We start from the raw sequence: 19,818 nt of genomic DNA on the forward strand, positions 1-19,818 counted from the left end.
CGCTCACTCCAGGTTCTGGATCTGTTCCCGGATCTTTTCGATCTCTGCTTTGATCTCGATGACGATCTGGGCCAGCTCATAGTCGTTGGCTTTGGAACCGATGGTATTGGCTTCCCGGTTCAGCTCCTGCACCAGAAAATCCAGCTTCCGGCCCACCGGGGCATCTCCCTGCACCATTTTCTGAAGCTGGGAAAGGTGGCTGCGCAGACGCACCACTTCCTCGGTCACCGACACCTTGTCGGCAAAAAGGGCCGCTTCGGCCAGGATGCGCTGTTCGGCAATGTCGCTGTCACCCAGGATCTCGTTCATCCGCTGGGCGATCTTCTGACGGTATTCCTCCACCGACTGGGGAGAGCGGATTTCCACCTGGTCCACCATTTTGCCGATCTCCTGGCCCCGACGGGCAATGTCCTGGCAAAGACGCTCGCCCTCGGTGCGCCGCATGGCGTTGTACTCTTCCAGAGCCCGCCCCAGAACTTCCAGCACCTGGGCTTTCACTTCCTCGGCGTCCGGCTCTTCCCGGGCCACGGTGAGAAGATCGGGCATACGAGAAAGCTCCATCACCGAGATATCGTCTTTCAGAGAGTAGGTGTCCCGCACCTGCCATAAAGCCCGCAGATATTCCCCGGCCAGAGCCAGGTTGGGCGATACCTTCACATCCCCGCCTTCCTTGGCAGCGATGGACAGATAAATGTCCACTTTACCCCGGGCCACAGCGGCAGAAACCGCCGTTTTGATGGGTTCTTCCAGGAAAGAATAGATGCGGGGCACCTTCACATTCAGGTCCAGATACCGGTGATTCACCGATTTGATCTCCACCTGGACTTCCCGCCGCTCGTTCTCTCCTTTTTGCCGGCCATAGCCGGTCATGCTCTTGATCATTTTTATTCCCCCTTGTTTCCAAGGTAACTTGTTAATTATAGCACATTCCGCCTGTTTTGGCAATCAGCCCCGGCGAAGAGGACGGATGACAAACAGCACCCGGCGATTTTTCTTCATCCGCCGGGAATAGAACATGCAGAAAGCGACTCCCACAGCCAGTCCCGCCAGAGAGCACAGAATCCGCACTCCCTCCCCACCGGGTACCGGCACAAAATAGCAGGCGATCATCAGAATCACCGGCATGAGATATACCAGGGCCGCAATGGACAAAATGCTGGCCGTATGGGCTTCGATCACCACTTTTTCTCCCACCTTGGCGCCGCAGCCATTGGGAGCCTCCACCAGCATGGTCTGCTCCGGATGGGAACAGCCGCCGCATTTTTCACAGTCCGAGGCACAAGCGGCCCGGCGCTGGATCTCCACCTGAGCCCGGCCGCTGGGCAAAATTCCCACCACTCTTCCTGTCTGTTCCATATTCTCACTCCTCCAAAGGACGGTATTCTTCCATAATCCGCTCCGCCGCCCGGATGCCGTCCACGGCGGCGCTCATGATCCCGCCGGCATAGCCAGCCCCTTCCCCGCAGGGAATGAGCCCCCGGCAGCCGGGAGCGAACAGATCCTCTCCCCGCAGGATGCGCACCGGCGAAGAAGTCCTGGTCTCCACCCCGGTAAACAGGGTGTCCTCTCCGTCAAACCCGGGCACCTGACGGCCAAACCGGGGCATGGCCCCCAGCAGCATCTCCCACACAAAGGGGGGCAGCACCTGCCGTAAGTCGGCAAATTCCGTCCCCCGGTCATAGGTGGGCTGTACCCGTCCGAACCGGCTGGACACCCGGCCTTCCCGCAGATCTCCATAGGTCTGCACCGGAGCGGCAAAATGGTTTCCTGCCATCCGGAAGGCTTTTTGCTCCAGCTGCCGCTGGAAGTGTACTCCTTCCAAAGGATCGCTTCCGGGAAGGTCCTCCGGCAGCACCGACACCGCCAGAGCGGCGTTGGCATTGCGCCCATCCCGGGCGTGATAGCTCATGCCGTTGGTGACAACGCCCCCTTGCTCGCTGGCCGCTGCCACCACCTGGCCTCCCGGGCACATACAAAAGGAATAACAGGCCCGCTCTCCCTGCCGCCAGGACAGGTTGTATTCCGCCGGGGGCAGCTCTGCTTTCCCGGCATAGGCCCCATAGCGGCCCCGGTCGATGGTCTCCTGAAGATGCTCTGCACGCACTCCCACGGAAAAGGCTTTCCGCATCAGGGCAAATCCCTCTTCCGCCAAAGTGCAGAACAAAGGCCGGGCACTGTGGCCCACGGCCAGCACCGCCACCTCACAGGGGATCTCCCCTTTGTCGGTAACAATGGCTTTCAGCCTGTCCCCTTCCCGGCGAAAGCCGGTGACAGTGCAATGAAACTCCACCTGTCCTCCCAGCTGCTCTATGCGCTGGCGGATGGAGGTGACCACTCCTTTGAGAAGATCGGTGCCGATGTGAGGCTTCTGGGCCAGAGCGGTCTCCGGCGGTGCGCCATGGCGCAGAAGCTGCTCCAGCACCAGTTCGCACCGGGGATCATGGATACGGGTGGTGAGCTTTCCATCGGAATAAGCTCCCGCCCCGCCTTCGCCAAATTGGATATTTGTTTTTTCATTCAAAGGGCCGCCATCCTGGAAAGCTTTTATCACCCGATCCCGCTCCGGGAGAGGCGCGCCCTGCTCCAGCACCAAAGGCCGGTAGCCCTGCTCGGCCAGGCTCAAAGCGGCAAACAGCCCCGCAGGTCCCAGGCCCACCACCACCGGCGGATGGGCCATCTTTTTTTCTCCCCCGGGAGAAAGCTGCAATGGCGCCGCTTTTTTCCGGATGGAACCTTCTCCCTTTTGCTGCAAGACCCGCTCTTCCAAGGGGGTATCCAACAAAACGGAAAAGACCTTGGTCAATTTCCCATGGCGCAGATCCAGGGATTTTTTATAGATCCGGCTGGCAGTCACCTGGTTTTTCCCCAGGCCGCACTGCCGGCGCGCATGTTCCAGCGCGGATGCATCCGCCTGCTCAAAGGGCAGGCGGATGCCTGAAACAATCAAACTCATTCTTCCGGTACCACTTCCACTACGGCTGGCGTCACCGTCAGCTCATATCTGCCCAGCACCACCACATCGTCGGCGCCGCAGGTCACCACCGCCGAAACGGTAGCCTGCTCACCCTCGGCCAGCTCACCCAACTCCGCAGAATCAAAGGTGACCGATACATCCTGGGTGGTCAAGGCGCTCACAGCCTGTTCCACGCCCAGCAGCCGTACTTCCAGAGACTGGGTCACAAAGTCATATCCTTCCACAGAAGTGAACTGCTCTGCGGGGATCTGGAGGGTTTTCTCATCCAGATGGCTGAAATCAAAAGTGACTGTGGCCTCCGGCGGTACGCTCTCCGATGTGACGCCATTGGGAAGGATGATGGGCAGGGTCACCTGGGTCTGACCCTGGGCCAGCAAAGCAGCCAGACTGACGCTGCCCAGATTGATGCTGTTGATGGTGGCCAATGTTTCCGGTGTTCCCTTGATCTCCACATTGGCCGGGTCGATGGTATAGGTGACGGCGCTGTCCGGCAGACCGGGGATGCCGGTCACATCCAGCACCAGGGGCACGACGCCCGCTTTGTGCACCTGAATGGTGACGCTCACCGCTGCCTCTTCCACTGTGATGCGGCTCATATCCACCGGCTCGCCCTGGGCGTCCAGCAGCGTATAGGAGACCTTCATGGTGGAGGCCTGCTTCAGATCGCTCACATCCACGGTGGCATAGGCGGTTTCGATATTTTCCAGCTGGCTTTCCGGCCCCTGGACCTCCACCGCCGTGGGAGATACCACATAGTTGTCATCCAGCAGATAACCGTCGGGCACCGAGCCGGTGACCTCCAGATCCACCGGAACGCTCTTGTTGATGATCCGGTCGATGGTCAAAGTGATCAGGCGGGGGTTTTTGTCGGCCACCCGGGCCCCGTCCACATTGGTGGCCACAGTGTATTGCAGTTCATAGACGCCGGGAGCGGTGATATTGGATACATCCACTGTAATAAGGAATTTATCCTGCCGCACATTGAGCAGGGAGTCCCATTTGCCAATCACCGTCACATCCACTGTGGTATCGGCGCCATCGATCACCGTCATGCCGTTTTCCCGCAGGGTGTCCAGGCCCTGGATCTGTATGCCGATGTTCCGATAGGTCTTGGTGGTGTCCTCATCGTTGTTTTCCACCACATAAAGCCAGAGCATCATGGCCACCAGCACCGAAAGCACCCGGGTGAGAATATCGTGTTTTCGAATCCATTCCATCATTTTTTCTTCCCCCTGAGCTTTGCAAACAGGTTGCCCGAAGAGGTCTTTTCCTCATCAGCAGGCATCAGGCCGTTGATGAGCAGCCGCTCCAGGGTCTCCACCGCCAGATGCCGTTTGAGCATGCCGCCCTCGGCCAGGGAGATGGAGCCGGTTTCCTCGGAAACCACCACGCACAGGGCATCGGAGTTTTCGCTCATGCCCACGGCAGCCCGGTGGCGGGTCCCCAGCTCTTTGCTGATATTCAGATTGGCCGAAAGGGGCAGAAGGCATCCCGCCGCCTTGATCCGGCCCTGGCTGATAATGACGGCGCCGTCATGCAGGGGCGCTTTGTTGTAAAAAATATTTTTCAGAAGTTCCGCATTGACTTCGGCATCGATGGTGGAGCCTGTTTTGACGATATGGTCCAGGTTATCTCCCCGCTCGAACACCAGCAGCACACCGGTTTTGGACCAGGCCATGGAAGAGACGGCCTCCATGATGCGCATAATGGCCACCTGCAAAGTCTTTTCATCCCCCATGGCGCCCGTACGGTGCAAAAAGGGCAGCTTACTGCGCCCGAACTGCTCCAGCATTTTCCGCAGTTCGGGTTGGAAGATGACCACCACCGCAATGGGGCCCATCCGCATCAGCTGATCCAGCAAAAACTGGATCACTTTCAGTTTGAATACGCCGGAGACCAGCGTGGCCAAAAGCAGCAGCACGATGCCTTTGACCAGTTTTTCCGCATTGGTGTGACGGATGAGTTTGAGGGCCTTGTAGACCACCACAGAGATCAGCAGGATATCCACCAGGTCCGCCACGGTAAGCAATCGGATAAAATGGGTCAGATTATCGACAAATTCCATGGAAACACCTATTTTCAATGTATAATTTACTTATTATACTATCAATAAGCGCTCTTCTTTTCAATATCAAAAAAGAAAAAATGGGAAACATTTTTAAATTCGTTCACATTTTGGCGATCAGATCGGCCGCCCGGATCATCTCCCGCTTTGTGTTGAAAGCCGACACGCTCAGGCGCACAGTGCCGTCGGGCAAGGTGCCTGCGGTGCGGTGAGCCAAAGGCGCACAGTGGAGCCCGGCCCGCACGCAGACCCCCTGGGAAGCCAGCTTTTCCGCCGCTTCCTCCGATGGGATGGGAAAAACCACCGACAGCACCCCGGCCTGGTTCTCTCCCCCGGCAAACACCCGGAGGTTGTTCTGCTCCCCAAGCTGCCGCGCCAGCAGACCGATCAGTTCCTGCTCCCGCCGGAGGATCGCCTCGCATCCCTGTCTTCTGATGAATTTCAGCCCTTCCCATAGCCCGGCGATCCCCGGCACATTCAGGGTGCCGCTTTCCAGGGCATCGGGGAGAAAATCCGGCTGCGTCACCTCCAGCGACCGGCTTCCCGTCCCGCCTTCCATAATGGTATAAAGGGGAATGTCTTTACAGCAAAGAAGCAGTCCTGTCCCCTGGGGGCCGTAAAGCCCTTTGTGTCCCGGCATGCAGAAAAATGCCGCACTGGGATATTTTTTCACCGAAAGAGGCAGCATCCCTGCCGACTGGGACGCGTCCACGATCATGGAAAGCCCATGCCGCAGACAGATCCGATCCAACTCTTCCAACGGAGCGATGGAACCAAACACATTGGACACATGGCATACGATCATGCACCGTGTCTCCTTTGTAATGGCCCGTTCCATCTGCCGGGCCATGTCCTCCGGATCAAACAGACAGGAGGACACCGCCGTATAGGTGACACCCTGCCCCTTCATGGCCTCCAGGGGCCGTACCACGCTGTTGTGTTCATATCCGGTAATGACGGCATGGCTCCCCTCATGGAGCAGGCTTTTGATGGCCAGATTCAGACTGTGGGTGGCATTTTGGGTAAAAACCACCCGCTCCGGCCGGTCCAGGCCAAAAAATTCCGCCGCTTCCTCCCGGCAGGAATACACCACCCGCTCGGCCTCCCGGGCCGGCCGGTGGCCGCTTCGCCCCGGATTGGCACAAGATTCCATGGCCTTCTGTACCGCCCGGAACACCTGCCGGGGTTTCTGCCAGGTGGTGGCGCCGCTGTCCAGATAAATCATCCCATTCCCCTCCTGTTTTATTGGGCCTTTTGGTAATGTCCCCACTTGTCCAGCACATAGACTCCGTTCACCGGGATTTGGCATTGGCGCAAAATTTCCAGGGAGTGCTCCAGCTGCCTGGGCGCCACCTTCAGGGCATAGCTGCAGGAACCGCCGCCCAAGATGGCCTGGCTGCGCAGCATATAGGTGGTGATCCCCTGCTTTTCCAACACCCGCCCAGCCCGCTGGGCATAGGTTACCGAACGGAATATCATCAAACTGGCATCCTTCATCAAAATCACCTCTTCCCTTCAGTCTATGCGCCGCTTTTTCCAGCGTTCCCTCCTTGCGCCCGGAGAAAAATTCTTATATAATGGGTGAAAATGGGCTGTGAAATAAAAAAAGGAGGGTTTCCGGTGAAAAAACGGTTCTGTGCTTTGGTGCTTCTTCTGCTGTTTTTCTGCGCCTGCTTTTCTCCCCTGCCAACCCAGGCTGCTCCCGGCGTCATTTTCACTGCCATCAACGACACCTTCCTTCGAAACCCCACCCCTTCCACCATGCCCACCATCATCGGCGGCCTGCCCTATGTTCCCTACTCCACTTTCACCGCCGCTCCCAACCCGGGCCTGATGGGAAAATACGACAGCGTCAACAACCAGTTGGTCCTTTATAATATCAACCACATTCTTACCTTCGACATGGCCAATGCCATTACCCGGGATGAACAGGGCAATGTGTATCCCGCCAACGCTGTGCGCCATAACGGAACCTACTATGTACCGGCCCGCGTGGTGTGTGATGCCTTCGGTTTCCGCTATTCTTATCTGTCCAGCACATTGCTGGGGCCGGTGATCCGCATCAACACCGACGACAGCGGCATATCCGATGAGGATCTGGTGAGCAAAGGCTTTTCGGTGATGCGCAGCATCTATGAGCAGTACCAGGCCACCTATAACCAGAGCACCTCTCCGGGCCCGGATGACCCCACGCCCTCTACCCCCGATGATCCCGGCACTTCCACAGACCCGGGAGAGCCCGACATTCCCAGTACTGGCGGGGAACCGGACACCCCGGAAACCCCCAACGCCAAGGTGGTTTATCTGGCCATTCAGGGGGATATGAACGAATATACCGCTGAGATCCTGGACATTCTGGACAGCAACAATTATACCGCCGCCTTTTTTGTCACTCCCCGGAGCCAGGGAGCAAACAGCGATTATCTCCTGCGTGCGGCGGCCAGCGGCCATGTGATCGGCAACAATCTCTATGGAGACGGCTCCACCTTCCAGTCCACTGAGGAACTTCTCCGTCAGGCCCAGGACACCCAGGATGTGATCCAGGCGGTGACCAAGACCCACAGCCGGGCCCTGATGGTGCCAGGAGGCAGCCAAAACCTTTCCCAGGAAGAACGGGACGCTTTGATCACAGCCGGTTACCGGCTGTGGGATCCCAGCGGCGACACCCGGCTCTGGAGCTCTTCTTCCGCCATTTATTCCTCCTGCGTTTCCCTGCTGGAAAATACTCCGGGCCATGTGGTGCTGTCCCTGATGAGCAATTCCTCCAGCGTCCAGGCCCTGTCCTCTCTGGTCTCTTATTTCCGCCAGAACAACTGCGAGATCCGCCCGATCTCCGAAACCATCACCCCCATCAATCAGATCCAGGAAATGCGGTAACATAAAAAGAAAGAACAAAAAAGCCATGGGCCTTTGCAGCCCATGGCTGAGCGTGTCGAAAAAGTGGCTCAGGCCACTTTTTCGAGTTTTTGCAAGGGCCTGCATGCACGCCCTTGGCGCACACTTGCCCCTTGAGAGGTGCAAAAACCGACGCACAGGTCGCCGGTTTTTGCGAATTGATGAGGGGTAGGGCAAACCCTTCCCTCTGGCTATATCGGTTTTTTGACAGTCTGAGCCATGGGCCTTTACAGCCCATGGCTTTTTTGTTCGTGTTGTTCTTTTTATTTTTCGAATGTCAGCACATCGTCATATCCTTGGATGCCATACCGGGACAAGGGTTCTCCGCCGATGCGCAGCAATACGCCCCGAACGCCATGCTGGGCACACATGGTATTCACGATGGCCTGAATGGACAGTTCGTCCAGCTCCTTCACCTTCTCCACCCCGATCTCCAGAAAATCCAGCTCACACACGCCATTTTCCGAAGAAAGCCGCCGGAGCATCATACCCTGGGGGACCGGAGAACGAAGATCATCTTCTTCCGGCTGGCGCACCAGTTCGCTGAACACGCCGTTGAGATACACCTGATCCTCTTCGGTTTTCAGGGTGCGGACCACTTTTTCCAGCTGATCGGTCTGGGTATTCACCAGATACAATGTGATGTCAAAGGTGTTGAACTGGATGGCGCTTTCGTCCAGAATCACATTGTCTCCATTGAGATAAAAATCATTGGATGCGTTATAGCTGTCGGTGGCACAGGAGACCTTCACATAATCGATAGAATCCAGCTGGGTGAGGGTCAGGGCAATGGCAGCGGCCGCCAGACTTTTTTCCACCTCCGGCAGTTCATCGAAGGTGGAGGACAGACTGACGATGACGCTGTTTCCATAAAAAGCCACCTCGTTCACCGTTACACCGGCGGGAATGGCCGCAGATTTCCCCCCGCCGCTGACCTGTTTGATCTTCAGCAGGATGTTCTCCACCGTTTCCTGGATATTCTCTCCCTGAGGCACGGTGACTTCTTCGGCCTCAAGCCCCCGGGGCTGCTTTTTCTCGTCATTCATGCGCAGGCAATAGATCTGGAGCTGAAGCTCTCCTTCCTCTGCTTCTTTTTCCCGCTGATGGCAGCTGGCCGCAATGGCGGCGCACAGCATCAGCAGGCACAAACAGAGGAACGCCATCCGCTTCATGGTTCGCTTCATGACGCCGCCTCCTCACAAGGCCCCGCCAGCAGCGTGACCCGGAATGTGGTTCCCTCGCCCAATGTGCTTTCCACCTGGATATCGCCTCCGGCATTTTTCAGCCAGTCGGCCACAATGGCCAGGCCCAGACCGGTGCCGCCCTTCTCCCGGCTGCGGGCTTTGTCCACCCGGTAAAACCGTTCAAAAATATGGGACAGCTCGTCCTCCGGGATACCAATGCCGGTGTCCTGCACCGTCAGGCACACCCGCCTTTCCTCTTCGGTCTCTTTCCAGCCTTTCAGCACCACTTTTCCGCCTTTTCGATTGTATTTGATGGCGTTTTCCACCAAATTGAACACCACCTGATAAAGGCCGTCCCGATCAAACAGCACCCACAGATCCTCTTCCATCCGGTTTTCGATTTCCACCTGGGCATGGACAGCGTTCTCTTTCAGCAGGTCGGTGATCTTCTTCACAAGACCATTCAGATTGCAGGACTGCATCTGATTGGAGGATACATAATCCAGCTTGGTCAGCTGCAAAAGCCGCTCGGTGATCCGGGTCAGACGATCGATTTCCTCGTTGATGTCGGTGAGAAACTCATTGACCGACTCTCTGGGGATATCCTTGGTCTGCAAAATGGAATCGGAAAGCAGCTTGATGGAAGCCAGGGGTGTCTTCAGCTCGTGAGACGCATTGGAGACAAACTCCCGGCGCAGCTCTTCGGTTTTTTGCAGCCGGTCGGCCAGCTCATTGAACTCATCGGCCACCTGGGACAGTTCGTCCTGTCCCTGGAGATGGATGCGGGAATCATAATTGCCGGCGCTCATGGACTGGATGCCCCGCACCAGCTGACCCACTCTTTTGCCGAAATAGACCATCAGGAAGCCCAGGGCCGCCGCCCCCACCACAGCCAGCACCAAAGAAATACGGAAAATATTGCTGCGGGTGCTGTTGAGAAAGGCGGCCTGCTCGGTGTCATAGTCATAGATATAAACGGCGCCGATGGCCTTTTCGCCTTTCATCACAGGGGATGCGGCGTCGGAAATAAAGGCCGTTTCCCCATAACGGCAGCGGAACACATCGCAGCCTTCCAGTGCGGCTACGATATCGGGCAGAAGGGCATAAGTCCCCGCCAGAGAACTGACTTTGGAATTGTCATAAATCACGCTGCCAAAACTGTCAGTGACCAAAATCCGCTGCTGTTCGTCCAGATCCAGCACCTGCACCGACACCAGGATATTCTCCTGGGTCAGGGTGGTAAACTCTTCCAAAGTAGCGGAAAAGGTCTTGGCCCTCTCCAGAAGCTCCGTTTCCTTGGAGTTGATAATCAGCTTGCGCACCGCCTGGGCCGGATAAAAATTCAGCACCAAAAGCAATGTGACCACCGTCACCAGCATGGAAAAGGCGATGCGGAAGCGAAGGGTTTTAATCAGCTTGAGCGCTGCTGTTGGGCTTGAAATAGTAACCGACCCCCCACTTGGTCAGAATGTATTCGGGATTGGCGTCATCTGTTTCCAGTTTCTCTCTCAGGCGGCGGACATGCACATCCACTGTGCGGATATCTCCAGGATAGTCTTCGCCCCACACCACGCTGAGCAGCCCTTCCCGGCTGAACACCCGGCCCGGATTGCGGGCCAGCATCACCAGAAGGTCAAACTCTTTGGCGGTGAGATCGGTGGCACGGCCGTTTTTGAACACAGAACGCTGAGCGGTGTCGATCAGAAGATCCCCCACCTTGATCTGATCGTCCTGGAGGTCAGAGGTGGGCTGGCTGCCGGCCCGGCGGAGAATGGCCCGGATGCGGGCTTTCAGCTCCAGGATATCAAAGGGCTTTGTCACATAGTCATCGGCCCCGTATTCAAAACCGATGAGCTTGTCCACCCCTTCGCTTTTGGCGGTGAGCATGATCACCGGCACATTGGAGTTTTCCCGGATCTTCCGGCAGACCTCCAGCCCGTTGACTTCCGGCAGCATCAGATCCAGAATGATGATGTCATACTTCTGCTCCTTCACCATGGACAGAGCCTGGGCCCCATCATAGGCGGTATCCACCTGATATCCGTCGTTTTCCAAGTTGAATTTAATGCCTTTTACCAGCAATTTTTCATCGTCTACTACCAATACTCGCATAGGTTCCCCTCCGTCAAAATTGTGTCCGCAGACATTCAGTCCACGGTGATATGCTCCCTGATCTGCTGAAAGATCCCATCTCCAATGCCGCTGACCGCCCGGATCTCCTGAATGGAGGCAAAGGGCCCGTTTTTCTCCCGGTATTCCAGGATGCTCTGCGCCCGGGCCGGTCCGATCTGGGGAAGCTGGCAAAGCTCTTCTTCCCCGGCCTGATTGATGTTGACCATCAGCTCTTCCGGCGTCTCGTCATTTTCCTCCACCTGATATGCTTCCAAGGACAACTGCGGCAGCCGGACAAGCTGTGCTCCCTGGGACCAGGACAGGGTGGGGCCTTCCAGCATCACGCTCATCCTTCCGCCCAAAAATCCCAGACAAACAAGGAGACAGGCGGCCATCAGAAAATCCAACGCCCTTTTTTTCATATTTGCTCACTCTGGTGTGTCTTTCTCTCCATTTTCTTAAAAATCCACCCTTATCGTTGCATTGCTGCTGCTCTTTTGATACAATAGCATTCGTATCCCCAAAAATCGGGGAGCAGAGATTTTGATGATGCAGGAGGATGGATATGAAACCCAAACAGCTGACAGCGCTTTTCCTCGCGCTAATTATGATCTTCGCGGTGTCGGCCCAAGCCGCACCGGTAACAGAAGAGCCGGATTTGACCATCAACGCCAAAGCGGCTTTTCTGGTGGAAATCACCACCGGTCAGGTCCTCTATGAATACCATGCTGACGACAAGCTTTATCCGGCCAGCACCACCAAACTGATGACCGCCCTGGTGGCCTGGGAACACTGTTCCCCCGGCGACATGATCTCGGTTTCCTTTCAGGCGGTGGATGGTCTTGCGGAACAAGGCAGCAGCGTCTTCCTCAAAAACGGAGAGCAGATGGAGTTTATGGATATGCTCCACTATCTTCTCATCGCCTCGGGCAACGATGCCGCCAACGCCCTGGCCGAACACATCAGCTCATCAAACAGCGCTTTTGCCGATCTGATGAACGAGAAGGCTGAGGAACTGGGATGCCAGAACACCCACTTTGCAAACCCCAGCGGTCTCCATGACGAAAACCACTACACTTCCGCCCGGGATCTGGCCATCATTGCCCAAGCGGCCATGGAAATTCCCGAGCTTCGTGAGATCGTGGGCAAGACTCAGTATAAGCTCCAGCCCACCAATATGCACGAAAGCGAAACCACCATCACCACCACCAACCACCTGATCTCCCGTCTGAAAGACGGCCGTTACTTCTACAAAGGTGCCTACGGCATCAAAACCGGCACCACCACGCCCGCCGGCTACTGCCTCATCGGCGGCGCTCAGAGCGGCGAGCTGGACTACATCACCGTGGTGCTGGGTGGTGAGAAGGACCCGGAGACCGGCGATATCGGCTGCTACACCGAGACCATCAAGCTGCTGGATTACGCCAAGAAGAATTTCTCCCTCCAGACCGTTACCTCAGCCGACACCCCCATCCAGGAAGTGCCCGTCCGCTTTGCCGCCGGCAAAGAGCATACCAAGCTGGTGGCTTCTGCCGACAGCGAACTTTTGCTTCACAATGACACCGATCTGAGTCAGGTGACCTACGAAGTGGATGCGGTGGCCACCGCCGATGCTCCCATCAAAAAGGGGGAGAAACTGGGCACGGCCAAGGTGTTCATCGGCGATACCGAATACGGTACCATCGATCTGGTGGCCTCGGAGGATATTGAGCGTTCCGATGTGCTCTATGCCCTCTTCCAGGTGCAGGAGTTTTTCAGAAGCCCCTTGTTCCGCATCATTCTGGTGGTGCTGATCCTGCTTCTTCTGTTTCTGATCTTTGTATCCACCAAACGGCGCCGCAACCGCCGCAAAAAGCGTGCCCGCCGCCGCTATTATTCGGGACAGGGCAGACGGTAACATGCTTTCCCATTCCGGGAGGAGACATTGGGTCTCCTCCCTTTTTTATGCCCTTTATTCCGTGCCGAAAATCCGGTCTCCCGCATCCCCCAGGCCGGGGACAATATAACCGTTTTCATTGAGTCCCTGATCCAGGGCGGCGCAGTAAATGGGAATGTCGGGGTGCTCCCGTGTGATGCGCTCCACCCCTTCCGGAGCGGCCACCACGCACACAAAGCTCAAACGCCGTACCCCCTTCTTTTTCAGCAGCTGGATGGCCGCCGAAGCACTGCCGCCGGTGGCCAGCATAGGATCCAGCAGCAGCACATCCCGCTGAGAGATATCCGAGGGCAGCTTGCAGTAATACTCCCTGGGCTCCAGAGTCTCATGATTCCGCTCCAGGCCAATATGCCCGGTTTTGGCAGCGGGGACCAGCTGTAAAATGCCGTCCACCATGCCCAGCCCCGCCCGCAGAATGGGGACGATGGCCAGCTTTCGCCCGGCCAGCATCTGTACATCGGCCATCCCCACCGGGGTTTCCACCTGCGCCGGGCGCAGGGGCAGGTCCCGGGTGGCCTCCAGGCACAGCAGCGTGGACACTTCCCCGATCAATGTGCGAAACTCCTTGACCCCGGTGTTCTTATCCCGCAAAAAGGCCATCTTGTGCTGAACCAGCGGATGATCCAGCAGATGCAGATTCTTGTGTTCCATGATTCCTCCGGCCGTTTTCCGGCCCTATGATGGAAAACGAAAATTTTATTTGCCGTTTTCGATGTCGGTGATCATATCCAGACGGGTCTGATGGCGTCCGCCTTCAAACTCGGTCTCCACAAACAGCTGGGCGATCAGGCAGGCCAGGCCCGAACCGATGACTCTGGCGCCCATGCACAGCACATTGGCATCGTTGTGCATCCGCACCGCCCGTGCGGTAAAGCAATCGGACACAGTCACTGCCCGGATGCCCTTGATCTTGTTGGCGGCGATGGCCATACCCGCTCCGGTGCCGCAGATCAGAATGCCCTGACCGGCCCGGCCGCTGACCACTTCCATGGCCACTTTCTGGGCATAGATGGGATAGTGGCAGGACTTTTCGTCATAGGTGCCCACATCCTCCACTTCGCAGCCCATCTCTTTCAAATGCTTTTTGACCTGCTCTTTCAAAGCAAAGCCTGCGTGATCCGATCCCATTGCGATTTTCATACTGATCGTTCCTTTCTTTTATGTGAAAATTTACTTGTTTTGCAGTTTCATCCGCTCGGCCTGGGAAAGCCGCAGATAACTGGGAGTCAGGTGGTGACAGTCGGTCAACTCTCCCCTCTCCGCCATCTGAAAGGCCCGAAGGGCTGTGGCGGCGGCATTCTGCCGGCATCCCTCTGCCAAAAGGGGAGAAAGCCCGGCTTTTTCTGCATATTCCATCAAAAGCCCGCCGCCGTCTCCGGTGACCCAAAGGGGGCCCGTTTCTTTCTCCATCTGCCGGAGGATCTCCTGGGCCTTTCCCACCTGATCGGCTGTTCTTCGCCGGATTTCCCCGTGGTTTTCAAAAAATGCATAAAAGAACTCATCCTGTCGGGCCTGTACTCCGGCGCAAAGGAGTCCTTCTTTCTCCTTGGCGGCCCAGGCGGCCGACTCCAGAGTGGACACGGCAGCACAGGGCCTTCCCAGCGCCATGGCATAGCCTTTGATGGCGGCCACGCCGATGCGCACCCCGGTAAAAGAGCCGGGACCCACGGTGGCAGCAAACACATCCACCCCCGAAAGGGCCAGTCCGTTTTGTTCCAGCAAATGCTGCACCACCGGCAAAATGGTGCGGCTGTGGTTCATCTGGGAATCTTTTTCCCCGTAACCGATGATCTCCCCATCCCGGCACAAAGCAGCCGAAGCCACCCGGGATGTGGTATCCAAAGCCAAGATCAGCATCTTTCCTCCTCCTTTTTCAGCAAAGTGATACGGCGGCTTTGTTCTCCCGTCTTTTCGATGCGGACAAACAAGGTGCCGTCCGGCAGGGCGTCCAGAATGTTTTCGCTCCACTCCACCACGCACAAGCCGCCAGAGGAAAGATAGTCCTCCCAGCCGATATCATACAGGCTGTCGCTGTCTGTGATCCGATACATATCAAAATGATAAATGGGGTGCTTTCCCCGGTATTCATTGACAATGGCATAGGTGGGGCTGGAAACCGGATCCACCGTCTGCCGCTGCCGGGCCAGGCCGCGGACAAAGGCGGTCTTTCCCGCCCCCAGCTCGCCCAAAAGAGCGATCACCTGGGCATCCGGATAGGTTTCCCCCACATAAGTTCCCAGGTTTTCCGTTTCTTCCGGGGAATGGGTCTCTTTTGTTTCGATTGGGATCAATGGCAATTCTTCTATCATAGTGTAAAACTCTCCTTGGCCAGTCCTCGGGGCATCTCCATGATGCAGCCTTTGGCCGGATTGACCACCTGGCTGATGCGCAGGTTTCCCGCCAGAGACAAAAGCATACCCGCCTGTTCCAGGGAAAGTCCGGCATGGTCCTGGAGGAATTTCTGCATTTTCCGGGCGGCCTTCACGCTGCACACATCCAGAGAAGGATCGGCCGCTGTGGTAAGATACCGGTCCTTTGTCACAAGGAAGGGAGTGGGGATGTCGGCCCGGTCTTTCAGCACAGTGACCCGCACCGTTACTTCTCCCGGCACTTCCAGCGCACAGATCACCGTCTCCCCGTCCCCCTGGACGCCGTGCAGGTCGCCCATGGACAAAAGAGCTCCCGGCACATTCACCGGCAGATACAGAACAGCCCCTTCATTCATGTCCCGGATATCCAGATTGCCGCCGTGCTCACCGGGAACGGTGGTGGGCACGCTGCCCTCTGCCGGAGCCACACCGATGACGCCGATCATGGGACGCAGAGGCACACGGATGTCCTGGTCGAAAACCATTTCCTCCCCTTCCACCGGAAAACGGCGGCAATGGCAGCCGGTGATTTCATAGATCCCTGCTCCCTCCCGGGCGCACATAGATCCTTCTTTTGCGATCTGGATGGAGAGAATCTCCACCCGCAGTACATCCCCGGGAGCAGCTTCCTCGATATAAAGCGGACCGGTGGCGGGATTATTGTGGGCCATATTCATGCTTTCCATCTGCTGGCCGTCCTCAATGAGCTGGCCGGCATAGCAATCCTGGCACTGAAACAGGACGGTATCCCCACTGTGAGCCCAGGCCATGGGGGCATTATCCGGCGAAAAGGCATAATGCACCAGATTTCTTACGAGGGTCTGCATATCTTTCACTCCCATCCGCACCCCCGGATCCCATCCCGGGAAGCGCTGTCCATTCGGTATTTTGGTACTTATTTATGATTATACCATCCGCGTGCCTGCATGGAAAGTGAAATTGTTAAAAATAGTTCCTTTTCTCATTTAGCCCGATGTTGTCCCAGGTGTAAACTTTTTATAAATCTCCCCCGGGAAGGGGCGTTTCTTTCCGGGGAAGAATTGAATAATCCGTCGTCAGATGATAGAATAATAGGAACACAAGAAAGGTTGTGTCCCATGGTCAAAGTATTCAAAGCCATCAAAAGCTATCTGCGTCACACCGATCTGCTGCTTTTGAATCTGGCGATCCTCTCTTCCCTTCTGGGACTGGTGGCCATATACAGCGCCACTTTCAGCTATCAATCCAACAAATATGTCATTGTGCAAAGCGTCGCTCTGGTGCTGGGCATCTTTTGCTTTGTGGCGGCTTCCCTGATCGATCTGGAAAACATCGCCCGGTTCTGGAAGTTTTTCTTTGTCTTCAACATTCTCTTCCAGCTTTCCCTTTTTGTGCTGGGAACCGCCGGCGACACCGGCAACCGCAGCTGGATCCGTTTCGGAGGCATCGGCATCCAACCGGCGGAATTTGGAAAGATCATCTTCATCTGCACACTGGCCTGCCACATCGACCGGCTGAAAGACCGGATCAATTCGGTGAAAGCCATTGTTCAGCTGACCCTCCATTTTCTCCTGACGGTGGCTGCCGTTTACATCCCCTCCAAGGACCTGGGCATGGCGGTGGCCTATGTGTTCATCTTTGCCATTATGATGTTTTCCTCCGGCCTGAGCTGGAAATGGATCGGTGGCATCACGGCGGGCGCTGTGGCAGTCTCTCCCCTGGTATGGAGATTTTTGGGGGATTACCAGAGGAACCGTATTCTGGTGCTCTTCGATCCTGCCATCGATCCCAGCATCTACTACCAGACCGATCAAAGCGTCCTGGCCCTGGGGGCCGGGCAGTTTCTCGGCTCCGGCTATATGCAGGGACGGCAGACCCAGTACAACATCCTCCCTGCCAAATACACCGACTCCATCTTCTCCGTGATTGGTGAGGAATTTGGCTTTGTGGGCTGCTGTGTGGTCATTGTGCTGCTGGGCACCCTGGTGCTGCGTCTGTTTTACAACGCCAGCCAATGCGACAACCGCTTCAGTTATCTGATCTGTGCCGGCATGGCCAGTATGTTCACCATTCAGATCCTCATCAACATCGGTATGTGTGTGGGCGTCATGCCGGTGATCGGCCTGACTCTCCCCTTCTTCAGTTATGGCGGTTCCTCTCTTGTGACCATGTTCCTCTCTCTGGGCATTGTGGCAGGCTTTGTCCTCCGCCAGCGCCCGGCCTGGCTGCGAAGCAGCGACGAGTAATCTTAACATAGACAAAGAAAAAGCCATTTCCGCATTTTGCGGAAATGGCTTTTCTTTTTATCATTCCATATTGTCCAGCCGGAATAGGGTGTGCAGCAGCACATCCGCCCCGGCGGCGCAATCCTCCCACCGGGTGTATTCCTCTTTGCAATGACTCAGGCCGCCCACACTGGGCACAAAGATCATGCCCGACCGGGTCACCTGGGACAAGGTCATGGAATCGTGTCCGGCGCCGCTGACCATCCGCTTATGGGAAAGCCCCAGCATCCTGGCCGCTTCCGAAATGGCATCCATCACATCGGAATCCATGGGATGGGCCGGCTCCTGCCAAAGGAGCCGGAAGGAAGAAACATCCTGCCCACACTGCTCCATCAGCCATTCATAGGCCTTGTCCACCATCCAATCCTCCCGGGCCCGGATCTCCAGGCTGAGACGCACTTTTTCCGGCACCACATTGGTGGCCCCCGGGAATACCTCCAGCCGTCCCACAGTGATGACCATGTCCTCGCTGACCAGCTTTGCCACAGGAGCGCAAAGGGAGATCAGCCGGGCAGCCTTCACCAAGGCATCGTCCCGCAGATCCATGGGGGTGGTTCCTGCATGGTTGGCTTTTCCGGAAAACTCCAGCTCATACAGCTTCTGGGACACAATGCCGGTGACCACGCCGATGGAAATGCCCTGGGTATCCAGCACGCCGCCCTGCTCAATGTGCAGTTCCAGAGAGAAATCGATGGGATGTGTCTCCCGGCAGGCTTCCACATCCTGGCTTGTCACCCCGAACTGGGCGATCTTTTCCTGCTGCAGCGGCTCCAGGGGCAGGCCGCAGAAGGCCCGGCTGCCCACCAGGCTGCTGATGGTGGCGCCTTCCTCTTCGGCAAAGGCCACCACTTCCACTGTATGCCACAGGCGGAGACCCTTTTCATGGAGAGCCCGCACCGCTTCAATGGCCCCCATCACGCCCAGGCAGCCATCGAACATCCCGCCATTCGGCACCGAATCGATGTGGGAGCCCAGCACAATGCGCCGGTCGGTCTCTCCGGGATAGATCCCCACCACATTGCCCAGCTTTCCCCGCTGAACGGTCATTCCCGCCTGCTCCATCTTCTCCTGCACATAATCGCAGGAGTGGGCGTAGGCCGGGGTAAAGGTCAGGCGGCAGATGCCCTCCGGGCTGCGGGCCAGATCGGCCAGCCCCTCCAGGCTCTCCCGCAAGCGGGAAGCATCAATGTGAATTTCTTCTTTATACATTGGCATAGAGTTTCTTGGTGTTCTGTTCATTTTTGCTTTCGTCCCGCACACCCACCGGCGCCATATACACGGCAAATTCCTCCTTGCCGTCCACCTGCAGCAGCTTGTCGGTGTCTTCCTGGCGGAACGCAGCGATGGCGCAGGTGCCGCAGCCGATGGCCTGGGCGCTGAGATACAGGTTCTGCACCACATGACCGGCGTCGATGAGCATCACCCGATGGGCATTGATGTTATACCGCCACTCGCTCCGGTAGGCTACGGCCGTATAGACAAAGGTCACCGCGGCCTTGCCCGCCCACTTCTGATCGCAGGCACAATGGATGGCCTTTTCCGCCATATCCCCTTCCAGGGAGATGGGCTCCAACGCGTGCTCCATGGGCAGATAGTGGTAGACCCCTTCTTTCAGCCCTTCCACCCGGCTGACCAGCAGATAGGTTTCAAAAGCATGACGGGCTCCCGCCGAGGGCACCGGACGCAAAGCGGCATAGTTCTTGCCTCGGATGGCCCGCACGCCTTGGGTGGACCACAGCAGGAAGGCCAGCTGATCCAGGGTCATGGGGTCCTCGGCATAAAACCGGTTGCTCACCCGATCCCGCAGCAGGGCCACATAATCGTGCTCTTTTACCACTTCCCCGAACTCCATAGTCAGAGGAATGCGCTCCTCACTCTTGGCCGCTTTCACCAGAGGCGGCTGAGGCAGCAGTTTCTGCTGGTCGGACACATATTCCACATGGCCGAAGTTGCTCTTCATAAAATCCCGATTCTTGGCGATGGTTTCTGCAATCATTTTCTCGTCCATTCCAGTGTTCT

Annotated in this window: 21 protein-coding genes; 3 read left to right on the forward strand and 18 right to left on the reverse strand. The window is 56.9% G+C overall.

Annotated elements, in window-relative coordinates; translation table 11 throughout:
• Nucleotides 1-3 precede the first annotated feature (3 nt).
• The 7 genes from H6A25_RS05800 to H6A25_RS05830 form a co-directional block, all read right to left on the reverse strand.
• Nucleotides 4-882 (reverse strand): YicC/YloC family endoribonuclease, encoded by an 879-nt coding sequence (locus H6A25_RS05800; protein WP_204751038.1) that lies wholly within the window; start codon nucleotides 880-882, stop codon nucleotides 4-6.
• Nucleotides 883-945: 63 nt separating this feature from the next.
• Nucleotides 946-1,356: a SoxR reducing system RseC family protein gene (locus H6A25_RS05805; RefSeq protein ID WP_204751039.1), complete on the reverse strand. Its 411-nt coding sequence runs from the start codon at nucleotides 1,354-1,356 to the stop codon at nucleotides 946-948.
• Nucleotides 1,357-1,360: 4 nt separating this feature from the next.
• Entirely contained in the window at nucleotides 1,361-2,953 is a 1,593-nt protein-coding gene (locus tag H6A25_RS05810) for an NAD(P)/FAD-dependent oxidoreductase (RefSeq protein WP_204751040.1), read from the reverse strand.
• On the reverse strand, nucleotides 2,950-4,194 hold the full coding sequence (locus H6A25_RS05815) for a CdaR family protein (RefSeq protein WP_204751041.1): 1,245 nt from the start codon (nucleotides 4,192-4,194) through the stop codon (nucleotides 2,950-2,952). Before H6A25_RS05815 ends, H6A25_RS05810 begins: the two co-directional genes overlap by 4 nt.
• Entirely contained in the window at nucleotides 4,191-5,039 is an 849-nt protein-coding gene (gene cdaA, locus H6A25_RS05820) for a diadenylate cyclase CdaA (protein WP_204751042.1), read from the reverse strand. Before cdaA ends, H6A25_RS05815 begins: the two co-directional genes overlap by 4 nt.
• A 103-nt stretch (nucleotides 5,040-5,142) precedes the next feature.
• Nucleotides 5,143-6,264: an aminotransferase class V-fold PLP-dependent enzyme gene (locus tag H6A25_RS05825; protein ID WP_204751043.1), complete on the reverse strand. Its 1,122-nt coding sequence runs from the start codon at nucleotides 6,262-6,264 to the stop codon at nucleotides 5,143-5,145.
• A gap of 17 nt (nucleotides 6,265-6,281) precedes the next feature.
• Nucleotides 6,282-6,536 (reverse strand): DUF3343 domain-containing protein, encoded by a 255-nt coding sequence (locus H6A25_RS05830; RefSeq protein ID WP_204751044.1) that lies wholly within the window; start codon nucleotides 6,534-6,536, stop codon nucleotides 6,282-6,284.
• A 123-nt stretch (nucleotides 6,537-6,659) separates the two neighbouring features.
• Here H6A25_RS05830 and H6A25_RS13065 point away from each other — a divergent pair, with 123 nt between their 5' ends.
• Entirely contained in the window at nucleotides 6,660-7,916 is a 1,257-nt protein-coding gene (locus tag H6A25_RS13065) for a polysaccharide deacetylase family protein (RefSeq protein ID WP_204751045.1), read from the forward strand.
• A 281-nt stretch (nucleotides 7,917-8,197) separates the two neighbouring features.
• Here H6A25_RS13065 and H6A25_RS05840 read toward each other — a convergent pair whose 3' ends face one another.
• The 4 genes from H6A25_RS05840 to H6A25_RS05855 are packed head-to-tail and all read right to left on the reverse strand — an operon-like array spanning nucleotide 8,198 to nucleotide 11,652.
• Nucleotides 8,198-9,118, reverse strand: a complete 921-nt coding sequence (locus tag H6A25_RS05840; RefSeq protein ID WP_204751046.1) for a GerMN domain-containing protein — start codon at nucleotides 9,116-9,118, stop codon at nucleotides 8,198-8,200.
• Nucleotides 9,115-10,497: a sensor histidine kinase gene (locus tag H6A25_RS05845; protein ID WP_204751047.1), complete on the reverse strand. Its 1,383-nt coding sequence runs from the start codon at nucleotides 10,495-10,497 to the stop codon at nucleotides 9,115-9,117. The genes H6A25_RS05840 and H6A25_RS05845 overlap by 4 nt, the downstream gene beginning before the upstream one ends.
• Nucleotides 10,498-10,525: 28 nt before the next feature.
• Nucleotides 10,526-11,230 carry a response regulator transcription factor gene (locus H6A25_RS05850; protein WP_204751048.1) on the reverse strand — a complete coding sequence of 235 codons (705 nt, stop codon included), beginning with the start codon at nucleotides 11,228-11,230 and terminating at the stop codon, nucleotides 10,526-10,528.
• Between the two features lie 35 nt (nucleotides 11,231-11,265).
• Nucleotides 11,266-11,652, reverse strand: a complete 387-nt coding sequence (locus H6A25_RS05855) for a ComEA family DNA-binding protein (protein ID WP_204751049.1) — start codon at nucleotides 11,650-11,652, stop codon at nucleotides 11,266-11,268.
• A gap of 143 nt (nucleotides 11,653-11,795) precedes the next feature.
• On the opposite strand from H6A25_RS05855, the gene H6A25_RS05860 reads away from it, so the two are divergent.
• On the forward strand, nucleotides 11,796-13,127 hold the full coding sequence (locus H6A25_RS05860; protein WP_204751050.1) for a D-alanyl-D-alanine carboxypeptidase family protein: 1,332 nt from the start codon (nucleotides 11,796-11,798) through the stop codon (nucleotides 13,125-13,127).
• Nucleotides 13,128-13,181: 54 nt separating this feature from the next.
• On the opposite strand, the gene upp is transcribed toward H6A25_RS05860, so the two are convergent.
• Genes upp through H6A25_RS05885 form a run of 5 tightly spaced genes read right to left on the reverse strand, consistent with a single transcriptional unit; the run spans nucleotide 13,182 to nucleotide 16,362 of the window.
• Complete coding sequence (gene upp, locus H6A25_RS05865; RefSeq protein ID WP_204751051.1) at nucleotides 13,182-13,817, reverse strand: uracil phosphoribosyltransferase; 636 nt, start codon at nucleotides 13,815-13,817, stop codon at nucleotides 13,182-13,184.
• Nucleotides 13,818-13,862: 45 nt separating this feature from the next.
• Nucleotides 13,863-14,306, reverse strand: a complete 444-nt coding sequence (gene rpiB, locus H6A25_RS05870; protein WP_204751052.1) for a ribose 5-phosphate isomerase B — start codon at nucleotides 14,304-14,306, stop codon at nucleotides 13,863-13,865.
• 30 nt (nucleotides 14,307-14,336) lie between these two features.
• On the reverse strand, nucleotides 14,337-15,023 hold the full coding sequence (gene tsaB, locus H6A25_RS05875) for a tRNA (adenosine(37)-N6)-threonylcarbamoyltransferase complex dimerization subunit type 1 TsaB (RefSeq protein WP_204751053.1): 687 nt from the start codon (nucleotides 15,021-15,023) through the stop codon (nucleotides 14,337-14,339).
• Nucleotides 15,017-15,475 carry a tRNA (adenosine(37)-N6)-threonylcarbamoyltransferase complex ATPase subunit type 1 TsaE gene (tsaE, locus tag H6A25_RS05880; RefSeq protein ID WP_204751054.1) on the reverse strand — a complete coding sequence of 153 codons (459 nt, stop codon included), beginning with the start codon at nucleotides 15,473-15,475 and terminating at the stop codon, nucleotides 15,017-15,019. Before tsaE ends, tsaB begins: the two co-directional genes overlap by 7 nt.
• On the reverse strand, nucleotides 15,472-16,362 hold the full coding sequence (locus H6A25_RS05885; RefSeq protein WP_204751055.1) for an acetamidase/formamidase family protein: 891 nt from the start codon (nucleotides 16,360-16,362) through the stop codon (nucleotides 15,472-15,474). The genes tsaE and H6A25_RS05885 overlap by 4 nt, the downstream gene beginning before the upstream one ends.
• 270 nt (nucleotides 16,363-16,632) lie before the next feature.
• Between H6A25_RS05885 and H6A25_RS05890 the strand changes: the two genes are divergently transcribed.
• Nucleotides 16,633-17,760, forward strand: coding sequence for an FtsW/RodA/SpoVE family cell cycle protein (locus H6A25_RS05890; RefSeq protein ID WP_204751056.1), 1,128 nt, complete (start codon nucleotides 16,633-16,635; stop codon nucleotides 17,758-17,760).
• A gap of 60 nt (nucleotides 17,761-17,820) precedes the next feature.
• Here the strand turns inward: H6A25_RS05890 and H6A25_RS05895 are convergent, their stop codons facing one another.
• Together H6A25_RS05895 and H6A25_RS05900 are read right to left on the reverse strand one after the other, a co-directional pair.
• Nucleotides 17,821-19,008, reverse strand: coding sequence for a M20 family metallo-hydrolase (locus tag H6A25_RS05895; RefSeq protein ID WP_204751057.1), 1,188 nt, complete (start codon nucleotides 19,006-19,008; stop codon nucleotides 17,821-17,823).
• The gene (locus tag H6A25_RS05900) at nucleotides 19,001-19,807 is read right to left on the reverse strand and encodes a SagB/ThcOx family dehydrogenase (RefSeq protein ID WP_204751058.1); all 807 of its coding nucleotides are present in this window, start codon (nucleotides 19,805-19,807) and stop codon (nucleotides 19,001-19,003) included. The genes H6A25_RS05895 and H6A25_RS05900 overlap by 8 nt, the downstream gene beginning before the upstream one ends.
• Between the last annotated feature and the right edge of the window lie 11 nt (nucleotides 19,808-19,818).

This window comes from Intestinimonas butyriciproducens (assembly GCF_016901775.1).
Taxonomy (GTDB): domain Bacteria; phylum Bacillota; class Clostridia; order Oscillospirales; family Butyricicoccaceae; genus Pseudobutyricicoccus.